This window comes from Pseudomonas neuropathica (assembly GCF_051174785.1).
Taxonomy (GTDB): domain Bacteria; phylum Pseudomonadota; class Gammaproteobacteria; order Pseudomonadales; family Pseudomonadaceae; genus Aquipseudomonas; species Aquipseudomonas neuropathica_A.
In genome coordinates this window covers 3,326,689-3,343,278 of the sequence record NZ_CP195111.1, presented here as the reverse complement: position 1 = coordinate 3,343,278, position 16,590 = coordinate 3,326,689, and the positions used below count along the sequence as shown (strand labels likewise).

Below are 16,590 nucleotides of genomic sequence, written 5' to 3'. Positions count from 1 at the left end.
TCGTGATGGGACGTTCACCGTGGCACGCTGGCGAGCAACAGTTACAGGCCCATGTCGGCGTTGCCGAACGCATGGAAGCCTTCGGGCGCAAGGTGATTCGCACCTGGATGCCGGATCAGCACCGTGATTTCTATCAGCAACTGCCCTTCATGCTGTACGGCGCAGTCGATGCAGACGGGCGCCCGTGGGCCAGTGTGCTCGAAGGTGCGCCGGGGTTTGCCCATTCGCCTGATCCCGCGCACCTGCATTTCGTCAGCCAGGTTGCTGCCGATGATCCGGCGCAGTTGCGCAATGGCGAGCCGATCGGTTTGCTCGGTATCGAGTTGCACACCCGCCGGCGCAATCGCCTTAATGGTCATGTTGGTAATCTGACGGCCGACGGGTTCGATGTGAGCGTGGATCAGGCTTTCGGCAATTGCCCGCAGTACATTCAGTTGCGCCAGTTTCAACGTGTGCCGCTGACGGATCCGAATACTCGTCCGGCTCAGCATCTGAACGGCCTCGATGACGCCGCCATCTCGTTGATCAATGGCGCCGACACGTTCTTCGTCGCCAGTTATGTGGATGTCGAGGGTCAGCGTGCGGTGGATGTTTCTCACCGTGGTGGCCAGGCCGGTTTCGTACGGGTGGAAGGCAATCGTCTGACCATCCCCGACTTCGCCGGCAATCTGCATTTCAACACCCTCGGCAATTTGTTGCTGAACCCCAAGGCTGGCTTGCTGTTCATCGACTTTTCCACAGGCGATCTGCTGCAACTGAGCGGGCGCACCGAGATCCTTCTCGATGACCCGCAGATCGAGGCCTTTCAAGGTGCGGAACGGTTGTGGACATTTGAAGTGGAGAAATTGGTGCGACGTCCGGCAGCCTTGGCGTTGCGCTGGCGCTTCGACGGCATGTCGCCGACCAGTCTGTTGACCGGCAATTGGGCCGAGGCGGACGCGCGGTTGCAGGCGCAGGCGCTGGGCAACCAGTGGCGGCCGCTGCGCGTAGCGAAGATCGAAGCAGAAAGTCGCAGCATCCGTTCAATCTATCTGGAGCCAACTGATGGCGCCGGTTTGCCGGTGTTTCTCGCGGGTCAGCATTTGCCGCTGCGTTTCACGATTGATGGCGAGGTACATATTCGTACTTACAGCCTTTCGAGTGCGCCGTCGGATGGTTTCTACCGCATTAGCGTCAAACGCGAAGGTCTGATTTCATCGCATCTGCATGAACAGATTCGCGTTGGCGACGTACTTGAAGCGCGGGCGCCGCAGGGGCATTTCACCGTGGCGCCGCTGGAACGGCGACCGTTGGTGCTGCTGGCTGCCGGTGTGGGCATCACGCCGTTGCTGTCGATGCTGCGCGAGGTGATCTACCAAGGCCTGCGGACGCGGGGAATTCGTCAGACATTGTTGTTGCAGAGTTCGCGCAGTCTGGCGGATCAGCCGTTTCGCAAGGAGCTGGATCGTCTGCTCGAAACGGCAGGCGACTCTGTAAGAATCTTGCGTTTGCTCAGCCAGCCGGAAACCCATCTGCAAGAGGGCGAGGATTTCGATGTGCATGGGCGCATCGACGGCACCGTGCTGAGGAACCTGCTGGATGCCGAAGATTTCGACCAGCTCGACTTTGTGCTTTGCGGCCCCGGTGGTTTTACCCAAGGGTTGTACGACACCCTGCGCGAGCTGGATGTGCGCGATGCACAGATCTACGCGGAAACCTTTGGCCCGTCGACCCTGAAACGTCAGGCCGATGCGGATGCGATCGTGATCGAACAACCGCCCGCAGCGACCACTTCGGTGCCGGTGGTGTTCGAGCGCTCGGCAAAAGAGGCGCGCTGGCAGCCCGATGGCGGCAGTTTGCTGGAGCTGGCGGAAAGTCGGGGGTTACGTCCGGAGTTCAGTTGCCGCGGTGGCTCGTGCGGTACGTGCAAGACCCGGCTGGTCAGTGGTGCAGTGAATTATCCACAGGTACCGGCGGATATTCCGGAAGCGGGGCATGTGCTGATTTGTTGCGCGGTTCCGGCGCAAAGCAATCAGCCACTGGTCTTGGACCTGTAACCGAACCCGTGTAGGAGCTGCCGAAGGCTGGATCTTTTGATTTTGATTTTTAAAAACAAGATCAAAAGATCGCAGCCTTCGGCAGCTCCTACAGGGGATCGGTGTTCAACCCACGTTCAGGCGTAGGACAGCGATTTTTCTTCCAGCAATTCCTGATACAGCTCTGTCCACTTGCGGCCCATGTCATCGGCGGTGAATAACTGCCGGTAACGCGCTTCGGCTTTCACCCCCATGGCAGCGGCACGCACCGGGTCTTCCCACAGCGTGCGCATCGCCTCGCGAAATGCCTGTGGATGACTGGGCGGGACCACCAGCCCGGTTTCGTTGTGAATATTGATGTAACTGGTGCCAGTGCCGATCTCGCTGGAGATCATCGGTTTGCCGTACATCGCGCCTTCCAGCAAAGAAATGCCGAACGCTTCCGAGCGCAGGTGCGACGGGAACACAATGGCGTAGCTCAGTTGCAGCAGTGCGACTTTGTCCTCGTCTCCCAGGCGTCCGAGGAAATGAATGTTGCGCAGGCCCAGCGTCTGCGCTTGAGCGTGCAGCTCCAGTTCCAGCGGCCCGGCGCCGACAATGACCACGGGATAATCCACATCTTTCAGGGCCTCGAGCAAAATGTGCAGGCCTTTGTAGTAACGCATCACGCCGACAAACAGAAAAAACTTATCCCCAAGCTGCTGGCGCCAGCGATTCATTCGTTCGGTATCCGGCTGTGGATAACCGGACTTGTTCAAACCGTAAGGAATCACCCGGGTCTTGTCCTGAAACTGCTGCAACACATCGCTGGTGTGCAGGTAGTTTGGCGACGCCGCGACAATGCGGTCAGCGCTGGCGAGGAAGCGGTTCATCAGTGGCCGGTACAGTTTGAGCAGGTGCTTCTGGCGAATAATGTCCGAGTGGTAGGTCACCACGGTGGGTTTGTTCCTGGCGCTGGCGAAATGCACCAGGTCCATGAATGGCCACGGGAAGTGGTAATTGACCACGTCGGCTTCCGCCGCCATCTCGCGAAACTGTTTGAACACGCTCCAGGAAAATCCGGTGGAGGCAAATTGAATATCGAGTTTGGCCCGATGCACTTCGTGCTGACCCAATTTCACCACGGCCGGTGTCGGGTCAGCACTGAGCGTCAGCACCTGGCCATCAATGTCGTGCTGGGCGCCGCTTTCGCACAGTTGGAAAATCACTTGCTCAATGCCGCCGACCGAATCAGGCAGGTACGTCTTGAAAAAATGAAGAACTCGCATTCAACCTCCCATAGCCTGACGGTAGGCACCGGCCGTAGCCTGTGCGCAACGCTCCCAGGAAAAAAGCCGTGACTGCTGCAACCCGGCTTCTTGGCATGCCTGCCAATGCGCTTGATCGTCGATCAGTCGACTCAGCGCATCACGCAGGCCTTCTGCATCGTCAGCTTCAATATAGTTGCCCGCTGCGCCCGCGACTTCCGGCATCGCCGAAGAACGCGTAAGCACCACCGGCGTGCCGCTGGCCATGGCCTCCAGTACCGGCAGACCAAAACCTTCATACAGCGACGGAAAAATCAGCGCCCGCGCGCCGGCCAACAGTTGCGCCACTTGTTCGTCGGGCAGATAACCGAGCAGGCACACATGCCCGCTGGCCAGTGCCTGACGCAACGCTTCACTGAACTGCTCGCGCTCCCAGCCGGCCATGCCGACGATCAGCAGCGGGAAGCGCTGACGCATCGTTTCTGGCAACAAGGCATGGGCGCACAGGGCCAGCCCAAGGTTCTTGCGCGGCTCCAGCGTGCCCACACACAGGAAATATTCCCGCGCCGCAACCGCGTGCGCCTTGAGCACCGCGTCAATGGCGCTCGCCTCACGCGGATGAAAGCGCGCGGCGACGCCCAGTGGTGCCACCACAAAGCGTTCAGCAGGCAGGCCGAAATACGCTTGAGCTTCGTCGGCAATGGCTTGCGAGTCAGTGAGAATCACCTGCGCCTGTTGCACCCCGACAGCCAGTCGACGCTCGATTTCCTTAAGCCGTGCCACGGGCTGGGTCTCGGGGAAATGCAGGTGCGTCAGGTCGTGCAGGGTGATCACGGTCGGGCCGTCGAAGGCCAGCGGCCACAGGCTCGGTTCGTGATAGAGGTCGATACCTTGCGCGCGACCCTGGTCGAAGCGTTTCTGCTCCAGCCAGCGACGCGCCTGATAGGCCCCGGGAATCTGCCGCAATAGCGGCGTCAGGCGCGAGTAACCGGGCATGGCCGCTTCCGGCAGTGCCGAGCTCCAGCCCCAGCCGTGGAACAACGTCACGTCAATATCTGGCTCGCTGCGCAAGGCGTTGACCAGCTCGGCAACGTAATGGCCGATGCCGGTGCGCGGTGCCTGAAGAATGCGAGCGTTAAGCGCTATGCGCATGCTGCCTCGCTGGCGCCGCCGGCGCTTGCAGAACATTACGCACACTGCGCTCGGCCAGTTGCTGACTGGCTTCACGCCAGCCGATCCATTGCCAGTGCGCGACATCGCGGGCCGCAGGGAACTGGCCTTTGCGCTGAAATTGGTTGATCAGGTCGGCAAGGCTTTGCGGGTCCTGCAAATCAAAGTACGCCATGAACTCGCCTCCGATTTCGCGGAAAACCGCGATATCGCTGCCCATCGCCGGCAAGCCACGCTGCATGGCTTCCACGAGGGGCAAGCCAAAGCCTTCGACGAACGAAGGGAACACCAGCGCACTGGCGTGGGCGTAGGCGTGTTCAAGGCTGGTGTCAGTGAGGTCGTTGAACATGAACAGGCGCTGGTTCAGTTGCGGATGATTGCGTACCCGCTCGAGCAGGGCCTCGCACTTCCAGCCGATTCGCCCGGCGATGCACAACCGTGCCGTTGAGCCAGTGGCCCAGGCGCGTTCGAAGGCATCGAGCAGATACGCGTGATTCTTGCGCGGCTCGATGGTGCTGACCATCAGGTAAATCGGGTCTGTGGTCGTGAACAATTGCTTCAGGCGCGTATCGACCGTGGCCTGGTCGTTGTGCAGATCCAGTTCGGAACCCAAGTGAAAGAAATCGAACCAGCGCTTGTTGGTTTGCTCGGCACCGATTCTGCGTTGCAACTCTTCGCGTACCTGATCGCGCACCGTGGCGGAAATCGCCATGTAGCCATCGGCTGTGCGGGTGATCCAGTCGAACCATTCGTTGAAGACCTCGACCAGACGCGTGTCGTAAAACTGTGGGTGAGTCAGCGGGATCAGGTCGTAGATCACCGCGATCATGCCGACGCCGTCACGTTTGAGCCGTTCGACGTGGGCGAAAAAATCCGAGTGCCAGGAAGAATCCAGCAGCACCAGTTGATCGCCCGGCTGGTGTTGCAGTGGCGAACAACGTTTAAGCAACTGCGTGCGATTGATCCGTCGAATCAGGCGGATTGGCAGGCCGAACGCAGCGAAAATGCTCAGCCGATAACCGACATACAAAACCCGTCGCGCCAGTTTTGAGGTGCATTGTGCGTCGCGCTTCTGATGCCATTGCCAGAAGCGATGGGCTAGGCGCTCGAGGCGTCCACCGAATGTTTCCAGCGTGTTGAAAAACGGCGTATCGCACGCTGCCAGCTGCAGTACGCGATAGAGTTCGCCATTGAGCACCACTACTGGCACGCATTCGACGCCTGCGGCGCTGGCCGGCAGTTGCTTGATGACGTTGCGCACCACGCGCTGAATCCCCGAGTTGATAGTCGGGTGCTTGAACACATGGGTGCACTCCACCAGCAAGCGGGTCATGGTGTGCGCTCGACATGGCTGACTTCGCTATCACGACTGATCGTGGTCTGCGCGTTGAGCCATGCGCAACCGACGAAATCTTCGCGTCGATTGTTGATGACATGAAACACCAGACCGAGATCACGCCATTCGTAATTACGGTCCAGGTGCGAATCCAGCCGCGACAGGCTCAGGGCCACCGAATAGTTGCCTTTACCCAGACCCATGACAAACGCAAAGCGATAAGTGATGCGCTCGCCGGCTCGCAGGTTTTCCAGTGCCTGGTTCTGGCGATGGGTGTTGATGCCGTACATGGGCTGGCCGAGGCGATCCTTGATCATGAACCCCAGCACCAGTCGCTCGATGTCCTGACGAACCTCGACATCTACGGCCAGAACCACCGACTGGCCGACTTCGGCGGCTTCGATGGAGCGCTCGGACTGGTCCAGCAGGCGGACGCGCAGAATGCCCGCCTCACCGGTGCCCGACACGGTTTGCACCTGGCCGTCGCTGAGTATTTCCTGGCGTACGATCTGGCCCTCACGTTCAGCAAGCAAGGCGTTGTAGTAATCCATCACCGCTTCGGGTTTGTCGTGCATGGCCATGCGGCCGCCATCGAGCAGGATCGCCGAATCACAGATCGATTGAATCGCCGAGCGGTCGTGGGACACGATCAGCAGGGTGGTCCCGGCTGCGCGGAAGCCGCGGATGCGCTCGAAGCTTTTATGCTGGAAATAGGCATCGCCCACGGACAACGCTTCGTCGACGATCAGAATATCGGGGCGGCGTGCGGTGGCGACGCTGAATGCCAGGCGCATCTGCATGCCACTGGAGTAGGTGCGCACCGGATGATCAATCGCTTCGCCGATTTCAGCGAAGTCCTCGATCTGTGGCATCAAGGCGTTGATTTCTTCGAGTTGCATACCGAGCAGTTGCCCGGCCATCACGGCGTTCTGCCGGCCGGTGAAATCCGGATGAAAACCCATGCCCAGTTCCAGCAACGCGGCGACCCGACCCGACAACTCAATGGTGCCGCAGGTCTGTCGGCTGGTGCCGGTAATCATCTTCAGCAGCGTACTCTTGCCAGCGCCATTGACCCCGACGATGCCCACGGCCTCGCCGGCCGGGATCTCGAAGGTCAGGTCCTTGAGTACCCAATGCTGGCGGTGACGCAGCGGTGAAAAAGGAATCAGCCATTCGGCCAGACGACTCCAGCGGCTGGGGTATTGTTTATAGGCTTTGCCCAGCCCGGTAACACGGATATGTCCCATCAGAGCTCATCCACCATTTCGCCGACCCGTTGACGGAACAGGCGCAGACCGATTGCGCAGAACACCACACCGATGACGAACGCCGGCAGCAGCGAACTCCAGATTGGCCATTGTCCATAGAGGAATACATTCTGGTAGCTGGCGATCAGGCTGGTCAGCGGGTTGAATTGCAGCAGACTCTGTAACCACTCCGGCAATATGCTGATGGGGTACACGATCGGTGTCAGCCAGAACCAGAATTGCAGACAGATACCGAAGAGCTGGCCGACATCACGGAAGAATACGTTGAGCACGCCCAGGACCATGCCGAGTCCGGCGCAGAGCATCATCTGCAGGGCAATCAATGGCACCAGCGCCAGCAAGGCCATGCCCGGCCAGCGTCCGGTGACGAGCAGAAAGCCGAGGAACAAGCCGATGATGATGGCGAAATTGATCCCGGCATTGATCAGCACGATCACCGGCAGACAGACCCTGGGGAAACTTATTTTTTTCAGCAGGTTGGCGTTGTCCAGAAACATGGTCTGGCTGCGCAGGGTGATTTCCGAAAACAGCCCCCACGCCAGCAGACCGGCGCACAGGTAAATGCTGTAGGCCATGCCGTCATCCACACCAGGCAGGCGGGCGCGCATGATGTGGGAAAAGATCACGGTGTAAACGATGATCATCGACAGCGGATTGAAGATCGGCCACAGAGCACCGAGCAGCGAATTACGGTAACGCGCTTGGAACTCTCGCTGCACGCTGCCGAGAATGAAACCTCGGTAGTCATGCAACGAGCGGTACAGGGAAAGCAGCATTTAATCCGTCCTGCCGTATTGGTCTTCGAAGCGGACAATGTCGTCCTCTCCCAGGTATTCGCCGCTTTGCACTTCGATGATCACCAGATCGATCACGCCGGGGTTTTCCAGGCGATGCTTGTGACCGGCGGCGATGAAGGTCGACTCGTTCTTGGCCACCAGCGTTGTGCCGCTGCCGTTGTTGGTGACTTTGGCCATGCCTTCGACCACCACCCAATGTTCGTTGCGGTGATGGTGCATTTGCAACGAGAGCTTACCGCCAGGCTTGACCACGATGCGTTTGATCTTGAAGCGCGGGCCTTCTTCGAGCACGGTGTAAGTGCCCCACGGGCGGCTGACGGTACGATGCAGCCGATAGGCTTCGTGGGATTTGTCCTTGAGTTGCTTGGCCACGCGGCGTACGTCCTGCGCACGGTCGGCGTGGGCCACCAGTACGGCGTCGGCGGTGTCGACCACGATCAGGTTATCCACACCCACCGTAGCCACCAGGCGACCTTCGCTCTGGACGAAGTTGTTGTGGCTGTCGATGAAAATCGCTTCGCCGTTGGCGCGGTTGTTGTCGGCGTCGGCCGGCACCAGTGCCGCGACGGCGCCCCACGAACCAATGTCGCTCCAGTCGAAACCGGCCGGCACGACGACGACTTTTTCCGAACGCTCCATCAGTGCGTAGTCGATGGAGATGTCGGTAATTTCAGCGAACAGCGCCGGCGAAAGTTCCTGTTGCAGGCAACCGACGGTTTCGATCGGCGCGCTGGCGGCCATGCAGGTGCGGGTCTGCTCCAGCAGCTCAGGCGCATGCAATTGCAGTTCGGCAATGACGGTGGCGGTGGTGAAGCAGAACATTCCCGAATTCCACAGGAAGTTGCCGCTCTCCAGATAATGCGTAGCGGTTTGCAGGTCGGGTTTCTCGACGAAGCGCTGTACTTTCGCCGCGCCCTTGGCGTCCAGCGGGGCGCCGGTCTCGATGTAGCCGAAGCCGGTTTCCGGCGCCGTCGGGATCACGCCGAAGGTCACCAGATAACCGTCTTTGGCCAGATTGACCGCGTGCTCGACCGCCGTTCTCAGCGCGTCCTGGTTGACGATCAAATGGTCGGCAGGCATCACCACCATGATCGCGTCATCACCATGCAGTGCTTGCAACGACAACGCCGCCGCAGCGATGGCCGGCGCCGTGTTACGCCCGGTCGGCTCCAGCAGGAAGTGCCCGCGATGACGCGACACGTGGGCGGCGCAATAGTGATCCTTGCTCTGGAAGTAGTACTCGCGGTTGGTCACCGTGACAATGTCGCCCCAACCGTCGAGCAACGCTGCCGCACGCTGGTAGGTCTTGCCCAGCAGCGACTGGCCGTCGGGCAGATTCATGAACGGTTTCGGATGGCCCTCGCGGGACACCGGCCACAAACGGGTACCGGCACCGCCGGACAGAATCACGGGAATCAGCATGGCCTACTCCTTGGCGACGCGTTTCATGTCCGCATCCATCATCATGCGGATCAAGGTATCCAGGTCGGTTTTCGGCTTCCAGCCCAGCACACGCTGAGCCTTGGCCGGGTTGCCGAGCAGCACTTCGACTTCGGCCGGGCGGAAGAAAGCCGGGTCGATTTTCACGTAGTCGCGGTAGTTGAGGCCGACGTGATCGAAGGCAATGCGGCACATTTCCCGCACGGTGGTGGTGACGCCGGTGGCGACTACAAAATCGTCAGGCTTGTCCTGTTGCAGCATCAGCCACATGGCTTGGACGTAGTCGCCGGCAAAACCCCAGTCGCGTTTCGCATCGATGTTGCCCAAGGCCAGCTCCAGCTGTTTGCCTTGCTTGATGCGTGCGGCGGCATCGGTGACCTTGCGGGTCACGAACTCGATGCCGCGCAGCGGTGATTCGTGGTTGAAGAGGATGCCGCTGCTGGCGTGCAGGTTGAAGCTTTCGCGGTAATTGACAGTGATCCAGTGACCGTAAAGTTTGGCCACGCCGTACGGGCTGCGCGGGTAGAACGGGGTGTTCTCGTCCTGCTGCTCGGCCTGTATCAGACCGAACATTTCGCTGGTCGAGGCCTGATAAAAGCGTGTGTGCGGACTGAACTGACGGATCGCTTCGAGCAAGTGGGTTACGCCCAGACCATCGACGATGCCGGTGGTCACCGGTTGATCCCACGAGGCGGCGACGAAGCTTTGCGCGGCGAGGTTATAGACCTCGTCCGGCGCCGACTTGATGACGGCACGTTGCACCGAGCAGGCATCGGCCATGTCACCGTCCAGATAGACGATGTCGGCTTCGACGCCCATCTCGCGCAGGCGCCAGCGCGAATCACTGCTGCGCCGTGCGACGAGGCCGTGAACCTTGTAGCCCTTGTCGAGCAACAGCTTGGCCAGATAGGCGCCGTCCTGGCCGGTGATCCCTGTGATCAGTGCACTTTTAGTCATTCTTGTTTTACTCGCGTCTCCCAGTCGGACAGGATCGCCCGCAGGGATTGTTGTGTAGTGATTTCAGGCGTCCATCCTGTGGTGCGGGTCAGCCTGGCGTGGCTGCCGCAAACGCGACGCTGATCGGCGCGCCGCATGCGCGCGGGGTCCTGAACCAGTTGCAGCTCGACTTCGGCCAGATCGCCGAGCTGCTCGATCAGGCTGCGGATACTTTGCTCTCGGCCCGAGCAGATGTTGTAGACCTGTCCCGGCGCACCTTTTTCCAGCAGCGCGAAGTAGGCCGAGATCACATCGCCGACATCGAGGAAATCCCGCGTCACGTCGATATCGCCGACTTCCAGTTGCGGTGCTTGCAGGCCTTGTTTGATGCGATTGATCTGGCGTGCGGCACTGGCAATGACAAAGCCCGGGTTTTGTCCGCTGCCAATGTGATTGAACGGCCGCGCGATCAACACTGGCCAACCTTCGCTCAGGCCCCATTGCAGGCTGAGAAATTCCGCCGAGAGCTTGCTCACCGCGTACGGGTTACGTGGGCAGGGCGGTTGTTGTTCAGTGATCGGCAGGTCGCTTTCGCTGACCTGGCCGTAAACGTCACCGGAACTGACATACAGGAAGGTGCCGCAAAAGCCGCGCGTCTTGAGGGCTTGCAACAGGTTCAGCGTACCGAGCAGATTGATCTCGAGCGTGCGGGCAGGGTCGCGGAACGCTTCGGGGACGAAAGTCTGCCCGGCCAGATGGATGACCGCATCAGGCAGTTGCGGCCACAGGTCGATGAGGCTTTGCGGATCGGTGAGGTCATAGGATGCTGCGGCAGGCAGTAGCTCCCACGACGAATCCGGCAACGCCAGACGCGACTGAATATGTTGTCCCACGAAGCCACTGAGACCCGTGACGAACAGACGCTTTTTCAAACAGCGACCCCTTGATCTTTGAACTTGCGCCACTTTCCCACAGGCTTTAAGGAAGGGTCTGACAGACCGAAAGAAAAACCGGCTAAAAGACAGGCGAAGTCAGTTGTTGTAGTTGTTTGTTGTCAATCTGTGCCAATTGCTCGGCAATTTCAACAGGCCAAACCGTGACTGGTCAGTTCTCGTTAGCGTAGTCGGATTTATTCTCGCCGGGCGGTTCACGAACCCTTTGCGGATGTGTTTAGAATGCGCCTTGTCACGATTGGCCGGGTTTGTCGGGATCGTCGTGCGCAAAGGTGAAACTGACCACTAAAACAAGAACAAGACGGGACCAGAGACGAAGAACGGATATCAATCCGATTCAACGCTTGGCCGTCACAGTGTGAGGCTGCCGGGATGGCAGTGTCATCGTGGAATGCCATGAATTTCATTCTTTATTCGGACATCAACGACAGTTCCATCAGCCAGAATCTGGGACATCCCGATTCCAGTTACTACTTCGTGCTGAAGGCCTATCTCCCCCTGCTCGAAACGCTCGGGCGAGTCCATGTGGCAGGTGCCGTCGCCGAGGTCGATCCGCTCTACCGACAATTGCTCGCCGCTGGCCAGGAGAGTGTCTTTCTCTCGTTCACCCGACCACAGAAAACCCGGACCGATCTCGAATGCCCCACCGTCTGCGTTGTTGCATGGGAGTACGATTCGATCCCCAATGAACAGTGGGGCAACAATCCTCGCCAGGACTGGACGCGGATGCTGGCTGAACATGGCCGCGTGATCACACTGTCCAGCCACACCGCGCGAGCGATCCGGCGCGTCATGGGCGAAGACTTTCCCGTGCTGGTTTTACCAGCGCCGCTGTGGGAACGCTTTGCAGCTATTCGCGAGCGGCACGTCAGCGCGCCGGTCAATGCGGGTACGACGTTGACGGTCAAAGGTTGCATCTTTGATTCCCGTCAGATGAACCTGCACCCGGATAACCTGCTGCCCAAGCCGCTGACAGCCGAAGAACTGGCCGAAATCGAAGCACAGCTGGAGGCTTCGCGCCCGCCACCGCTGACCCTGAAGCGGCGCTTTGTCATTGCCCGGCATTACTTGCGATTGTGGCTGTTGAATCTGGGTCACGAGCAAGAGCCGCCGGTGCCGCGCGTGAGGTTTCTGCAGAACTGGTACTGGGAAGGGATTCGCGACCTGGTTCCGGAGGCGTTGCACGATTGGCTGGGCAAACGTCTGCCAAACATCGCAGGCCCACAGCCTTTACCGCTAGCGGTGCAACCGCCACCGCGAGATATGCCGGACAGTTCATTAACGGTGCAAACCCATGTGGACGGTGTGGTCTACGTGACGGTGTTCCGCCCCGATGACGGGCGCAAGAACTGGCTACAGATTCTGACGGCTTTTTGCGCGGCGTTTCGTGATACCCCCGACGCCACACTGGTGATGAAATTTACCCAGAGTGATCTGGCGGCCGTCTACGCACACTTGATGACACCGCTGGCGCAGCTGGCACCCTTTTCCTGCCGGGTCGTGATGATTCAGGGCTATCTGGATGATGCTGAATATGCGCGGCTTTACCAGTGTGCAAGTTTTTACGTCAACGCTTCGCATTGCGAAGGCCTGTGCCTGCCGCTGATGGAATTCATGGCATGCGGCAAACCGGTGATCGCTCCCGATCACACGGCGATGCAGGATTACATCGATGAGTCCGTGGCGTTCGTGGTCGGCTCCAGTGTAGAGGTGTGCACCTGGCCCCATGACCCGCGAATGCTGTTTCGCGCGCAGCGCCATCGACCGGACTGGGGATCGTTGAAAAAGGCCTACGAAGACAGTTACCGGATGGCCAAGACACAGCCACAGGATTATCAGCGCATGTCGCTTGCGGCAGCCGAGCGCATGCACGACTACTGCGCGCAACCGGCGCTGCAAAAGCGTGTCAGCGATTTTTTCGGGCTGGCTTCACAGGCCGGCAACGTTGCCCCGGTTACGGATAACGCCTCATGCTGATCATCATCCATTCGGAAACCAACCAGCACACCATCAGCCGCAACCTTGGGCGTTCGGAGTACAGCTATTTCTTCGTTCTCAAGGAGTATCGCCCGGTGCTGGAGCGCCTTGGACGGGTGATCGAGGTCATGGACCCGAACACTGAAGTCGATGCGTTGTACGCCGACTGCCAGTCCCGTGGCGAGCCTTGTGTATTCCTCTCGTTCTCGCCACCGCACCGCACCCCGGTGCATCTGGCCTGCCCGACATTGCCCGTCTTCGCCTGGGAGTTCAGCACCATCCCCAACGAACCGTTTGCCGGCGATCCGTTGAACGACTGGCGTACGGTACTCAACGCCTGCGGTGCGGCGATCACCCATTCCACTTACACGGTCGATGCGGTGCGCGAAGCAATGAGCGCCGATTACCCGATTGTCGCCGTCCCTGCCCCGGTATGGGATCGATTCGCCGCGCGCGGCGTGCAGTTGCAGGGGCAACCTGTGGTCGATTCGGTACGATTGACGATCAAAGGGCTGGTGGTCGACAGTCGCGAGATCGATCTGGATGCCTTCGGCCCGGTGCATCTGCGCAGTGGCCTGGGCATCGACTTCCTCGCACCGGTCACCGAGCAGACCCTGTTGCTTGAAGGCGTGGTGTACACCTCGGTGTTCAACCCGCGCGACGGCCGCAAGAACTGGGAGGACATGATCAGTGCCTTCTGCGCGACTTTCCGTGACCACGATGACGCGACACTGGTGCTCAAGCTCACGCACCACGATGCGGAAGAAGCGCTTACTGACATCCTGCATCATCTGTACAAAAATCAGCCTTATCGCTGCCGCGTCGTGCTGGTCTATGGCTATCTGGCGGACGCGGATTACGAACGGCTGGTGCAGGCGACCCGCTACGTCGTCAACACGTCCTACGGCGAAGGCCAGTGCCTGCCGCTGATGGAGTTCATGTCTTGCGGCAAACCGGCCGTGGCGCCCTGCACGACGGCGATGATCGACTATCTGAATGCCGATAATGCGTTCCTGATCGAGTCGACCGAGGAGTTCACGGCCTGGCCGCACGATCCACGCTCGGCTTACCGGACCCTGCGCTACGCGGCCAATTGGGCCTCGATTTGCACGGCCTATCGAGCCAGCTACGAGGTGGCCAAAGGCGATCCGCAGCGTTATGCGCAAATGTCGGCGAAGGCTGTGCAGAGTCTGCAAGGGTTTTGCAGTCAAGCCGTGGCCGAGCAGCGCTTGCAGGTATTTTTTGCGCAACTGTTCGAGCGGCGTACTGAATTGGCCAGGGAGGTGAGCGGAGCATGATTCGTCGATTGCTCCAGCGCTTTTTTGCCGAACCGCAACCGCCGATTGCTGTTGAACCGGTCACCGAAACGGTGGTTGAGCAGACAGCTGAATCAGAACCTGAACCCTTGTTCACCTGGTCACCGCGCGATGTCGGCTTGCGTGATGCAGTCCTGGACGGCTGGTTTCTCAATGACAGCGGCGAATTGCTCAAAGGCTTTGCGATAACGCCGGACGACACCTTGCTCGATGTCGGTTGCGGCGAGGGTGCCGCGACCTTGTTTGCGGTACGCCAAGGCGCATCGGTGATCTTCACCGACAGCGAGCACGACAAAGTGAGCGAGCTGGCCCGTCAGGTCGAGGCCCGCAGCGCCAGACCGAGCCTTGGGCTGGTCAGCAACAGCCTGCCATTGCCTCTGGCGGACGGTTGCGCAAGCAGGGTGGTGTGCATGGAGGTGTTGGAGCACGTCGACGAACCCGAGCCGTTCATGGCCGAACTGGCACGTATGGGGCGTCCCGGTGCGTTGTATCTGCTCAGTGTGCCGGCACCGGTTGGCGAGCATTTGCAGAAAGGCATCGCCCCGGCGAGTTATTACCAGTCACCCAACCACGTACAGATTTTCACCCCAGAACGCTTCGAGGCGATGGTCGAGGATGCCGGGCTGGTCATCGAGCATCGGCAAGCCACCGGGTTCTTCTGGGTGATGGGGATGATTTTCTTCTGGGCCAGCGAAAAAGCGGCCGGCAAGGATCCGGGCGGTGCGGTGCGCGATCGCATTCACCCACCGTTCCCGCATTTGATGGGGGGGTGGGCTCGAACCTGGGAAGAGATGCTTGACCGGCCCGACGGACTGGCGATCAAGCAGATACTCGACCAGTTCATGCCCAAGAGTCAGGTGATCATTGCCCGTAAACCGCTGGATGCGGGGAGGCCGGATGAGCAATAAACGCATCATGGATATCGAGGTGCTGCGCGCCATAGCTGTGCTTGGGGTGTTGTTTCATCACCTGTCCGGCAATCTGTTCCGTGATCCCGTGCCACTGCTCGAATCCATTCATGGCTGGGCGCAGCCGTGGTGGGGCGTGGACCTCTTTTTTGCCATTTCCGGATTCGTCATCGCCCGCAGTCTGATTCCCGCACTACGAGGTTGCAGCAACCGTCAGGAATACTGGGAGCAAACGCGTAACTTCTGGTTGCGTCGAGTCTTTCGCCTGTTGCCATCGGCCTGGTTGTGGCTGGCACTGGTGTTGTTGCTCTGCATGTTTTTCAACCGCTCCGGGGCATTCGGGACGCTACAGGCCAATCTGCAGGCCACGCTCGCAGGGGTACTGCAGTACGCCAATTTCCGTTTTGCCGACGCCTTCTTTCGCTACGAGTACGGCAGCAGCTTCGTCTACTGGAGTCTGGCGCTGGAGGAGCAGTTCTACCTGCTGTTTCCGCTGCTCATTCTGCTGTGCCGCAAACACCTGGTGTGGGTGTTGCTGGCGCTGGTGGCCGTGCAACTGTTGCTGGTGCGTACGCCGCTGCTGATGGTCGTGCGAACCGACGCGCTGGCCCTTGGCGTGTTGTTGGCCATGTGGAGTGTTCAACCGAGCTATCAACGCTTTCAACCGACGTTTCTACGACGTCCCTGGGTCGGGATTTCAGCACTGATCGTCGTCGGGTTACTGATGAGTTACCTGGCCACCGACCCTTTTTCTGCCAGTCACTATCGCATCGGCGCTATCGCCATACTCAGTGCCGTACTGGTGTGGATCGCCTCTTACAACCGCGATTATCTGTTGCCGACCGGCCGCTTGCAGCGGCTGATGGCGTGGGTGGGCAGTCGTTCCTACGGCATCTACCTGATCCACATTCCGGTGTATTTCCTGGTGCGCGAAGTGATTTTCCGATTGCAGGGGGCAGGCCTGCCAAGCCCGGCGGGGCACCCGATCATTACCTTGCTGTTGGCATGCGGCCTGATCGTATTGCTCAGCGAACTGAATTATCGCTTCATCGAAATGCCAATGCGCGACCGTGGCACCGCACTGGTGAAACGCCTTGGAACGTCCCGAGCGAACGTCGTACCTTCTGAAGTGACCTCCTGATCGACGTGTGGGAGCGAGCTTGCTCGCGAAGAGGCTGTGTCAGTCGCAGAGCTTTCGGCTGATACACCGCCTTCGCGAGCAAGCTC

13 protein-coding genes are annotated in these 16,590 nt (G+C 59.7%); 5 read left to right on the top strand and 8 right to left on the bottom strand.

Features of this window, described 5'->3' with window-relative positions; genetic code table 11:
* The first annotated feature begins 5 nt into the window (after positions 1-5).
* Entirely contained in the window at positions 6-2,036 is a 2,031-nt protein-coding gene (locus ACRRSD_RS15265) for a pyridoxamine 5'-phosphate oxidase family protein (RefSeq protein ID WP_435034173.1), read from the top strand.
* A gap of 116 nt (positions 2,037-2,152) precedes the next feature.
* On the opposite strand, the gene ACRRSD_RS15260 is transcribed toward ACRRSD_RS15265, so the two are convergent.
* Genes ACRRSD_RS15260 through ACRRSD_RS15225 form a run of 8 tightly spaced genes read right to left on the bottom strand, consistent with a single transcriptional unit; the run spans position 2,153 to position 11,141 of the window.
* Positions 2,153-3,283, bottom strand: coding sequence for a glycosyltransferase family 4 protein (locus tag ACRRSD_RS15260; protein WP_435034172.1), 1,131 nt, complete (start codon positions 3,281-3,283; stop codon positions 2,153-2,155).
* Positions 3,284-4,414, bottom strand: coding sequence for a glycosyltransferase family 4 protein (locus tag ACRRSD_RS15255; RefSeq protein WP_435034171.1), 1,131 nt, complete (start codon positions 4,412-4,414; stop codon positions 3,284-3,286). It abuts the gene before it with no gap.
* Positions 4,398-5,765: a glycosyltransferase family 4 protein gene (locus ACRRSD_RS15250; RefSeq protein ID WP_435034170.1), complete on the bottom strand. Its 1,368-nt coding sequence runs from the start codon at positions 5,763-5,765 to the stop codon at positions 4,398-4,400. The genes ACRRSD_RS15255 and ACRRSD_RS15250 overlap by 17 nt, the downstream gene beginning before the upstream one ends.
* Entirely contained in the window at positions 5,762-7,015 is a 1,254-nt protein-coding gene (locus ACRRSD_RS15245; protein ID WP_435034169.1) for an ABC transporter ATP-binding protein, read from the bottom strand. Before ACRRSD_RS15245 ends, ACRRSD_RS15250 begins: the two co-directional genes overlap by 4 nt.
* On the bottom strand, positions 7,015-7,812 hold the full coding sequence (locus tag ACRRSD_RS15240; protein WP_435034168.1) for an ABC transporter permease: 798 nt from the start codon (positions 7,810-7,812) through the stop codon (positions 7,015-7,017). The genes ACRRSD_RS15245 and ACRRSD_RS15240 overlap by 1 nt, the downstream gene beginning before the upstream one ends.
* Positions 7,813-9,255, bottom strand: coding sequence for a mannose-1-phosphate guanylyltransferase/mannose-6-phosphate isomerase (locus tag ACRRSD_RS15235; protein ID WP_435034167.1), 1,443 nt, complete (start codon positions 9,253-9,255; stop codon positions 7,813-7,815).
* Positions 9,256-9,258: 3 nt separating this feature from the next.
* Complete coding sequence (gmd, locus tag ACRRSD_RS15230) at positions 9,259-10,230, bottom strand: GDP-mannose 4,6-dehydratase (protein ID WP_435034166.1); 972 nt, start codon at positions 10,228-10,230, stop codon at positions 9,259-9,261.
* Positions 10,227-11,141 (bottom strand): GDP-mannose 4,6-dehydratase, encoded by a 915-nt coding sequence (locus ACRRSD_RS15225; RefSeq protein ID WP_435034165.1) that lies wholly within the window; start codon positions 11,139-11,141, stop codon positions 10,227-10,229. The genes gmd and ACRRSD_RS15225 overlap by 4 nt, the downstream gene beginning before the upstream one ends.
* A 417-nt stretch (positions 11,142-11,558) precedes the next feature.
* Here ACRRSD_RS15225 and ACRRSD_RS15220 point away from each other — a divergent pair, with 417 nt between their 5' ends.
* The 4 genes from ACRRSD_RS15220 to ACRRSD_RS15205 are packed head-to-tail and all read left to right on the top strand — an operon-like array spanning position 11,559 to position 16,504.
* Positions 11,559-13,139 (top strand): glycosyltransferase, encoded by a 1,581-nt coding sequence (locus ACRRSD_RS15220; protein ID WP_435034164.1) that lies wholly within the window; start codon positions 11,559-11,561, stop codon positions 13,137-13,139.
* Positions 13,133-14,437 (top strand): glycosyltransferase, encoded by a 1,305-nt coding sequence (locus ACRRSD_RS15215; RefSeq protein WP_435034163.1) that lies wholly within the window; start codon positions 13,133-13,135, stop codon positions 14,435-14,437. Before ACRRSD_RS15220 ends, ACRRSD_RS15215 begins: the two co-directional genes overlap by 7 nt.
* A complete protein-coding gene (locus tag ACRRSD_RS15210; protein ID WP_435034162.1) occupies positions 14,434-15,363 on the top strand; it encodes a class I SAM-dependent methyltransferase in 930 nt (309 codons plus the stop codon). Before ACRRSD_RS15215 ends, ACRRSD_RS15210 begins: the two co-directional genes overlap by 4 nt.
* Positions 15,353-16,504 (top strand): acyltransferase family protein, encoded by a 1,152-nt coding sequence (locus tag ACRRSD_RS15205; RefSeq protein WP_435034161.1) that lies wholly within the window; start codon positions 15,353-15,355, stop codon positions 16,502-16,504. The genes ACRRSD_RS15210 and ACRRSD_RS15205 overlap by 11 nt, the downstream gene beginning before the upstream one ends.
* The last annotated feature ends 86 nt before the right edge of the window (positions 16,505-16,590 follow it).

Bases quoted from the DNA above. Each gene is read 5' to 3' on its own strand.
- ACRRSD_RS15250 (WP_435034170.1), bottom strand. From the start codon at position 5,765: ATGACCCGCTTGCTGGTGGAGTGCACCCATGTGTTCAAGCACCCGACT.
- ACRRSD_RS15205 (WP_435034161.1), top strand. From the start codon at position 15,353: ATGAGCAATAAACGCATCATGGATATCGAGGTGCTGCGCGCCATAGCT.
- ACRRSD_RS15255 (WP_435034171.1), bottom strand. From the start codon at position 4,414: ATGCGCATAGCGCTTAACGCTCGCATTCTTCAGGCACCGCGCACCGGC.
- ACRRSD_RS15215 (WP_435034163.1), top strand. From the start codon at position 13,133: ATGCTGATCATCATCCATTCGGAAACCAACCAGCACACCATCAGCCGC.
- ACRRSD_RS15240 (WP_435034168.1), bottom strand. From the start codon at position 7,812: ATGCTGCTTTCCCTGTACCGCTCGTTGCATGACTACCGAGGTTTCATT.
- ACRRSD_RS15210 (WP_435034162.1), top strand. From the start codon at position 14,434: ATGATTCGTCGATTGCTCCAGCGCTTTTTTGCCGAACCGCAACCGCCG.
- ACRRSD_RS15260 (WP_435034172.1), bottom strand. From the start codon at position 3,283: ATGCGAGTTCTTCATTTTTTCAAGACGTACCTGCCTGATTCGGTCGGC.
- gmd (WP_435034166.1), bottom strand. From the start codon at position 10,230: ATGACTAAAAGTGCACTGATCACAGGGATCACCGGCCAGGACGGCGCC.
- ACRRSD_RS15220 (WP_435034164.1), top strand. From the start codon at position 11,559: ATGAATTTCATTCTTTATTCGGACATCAACGACAGTTCCATCAGCCAG.
- ACRRSD_RS15265 (WP_435034173.1), top strand. From the start codon at position 6: ATGGGACGTTCACCGTGGCACGCTGGCGAGCAACAGTTACAGGCCCAT.
- ACRRSD_RS15235 (WP_435034167.1), bottom strand. From the start codon at position 9,255: ATGCTGATTCCCGTGATTCTGTCCGGCGGTGCCGGTACCCGTTTGTGG.
- ACRRSD_RS15245 (WP_435034169.1), bottom strand. From the start codon at position 7,015: ATGGGACATATCCGTGTTACCGGGCTGGGCAAAGCCTATAAACAATAC.